Here is a 318-nt window from a genome sequence, read left to right as displayed (position 1 = left end):
GCTAGTGTCCTGGCCGAGAAATAACTAGACACCTTCGCGTGGCTATGATTCGCTGAGTTCCTGGCAGCGCAGGAGACGACGCGTGGCGACACCGAAGGCGATTGCGATCGAGCTGTCGGAGACTGAAGCGGCCGAGCTTGCGTCCCGGCTGAGGCGACGCAAGGTGGCCCGCGCGGATGCCATGCGGGCTGAGATCGTGTTACTGGCAGCCGAGGGCGTCAGCAACCTTGCGATCGCGGAGCGGCTCGGCATTACGCGCGTGACGGTCACGACCTGGCGACGGCGCTTCGCCGAGAAGCGCTTGGACGGTCTCCTGGA

The 318-nt window shown here is 65.1% G+C and carries 1 protein-coding gene; it reads left to right on the top strand.

What is annotated here, in order from left to right; genetic code table 11:
• Nucleotides 1–82: 82 nt before the first annotated feature.
• The coding region (locus GSQ92_RS11410; RefSeq protein WP_159013463.1) for a helix-turn-helix domain-containing protein at nt 83–318 on the top strand (236 nt) is incomplete at its 3' end.

It is taken from the genome of Acidisoma sp. S159 (assembly GCF_009766125.1).
GTDB lineage: Bacteria > Pseudomonadota > Alphaproteobacteria > Acetobacterales > Acetobacteraceae > Acidisoma.
The sequence above is the reverse complement of the archived record's forward strand: the minus strand, read 5'-3'. Positions and strand labels throughout refer to the sequence as shown.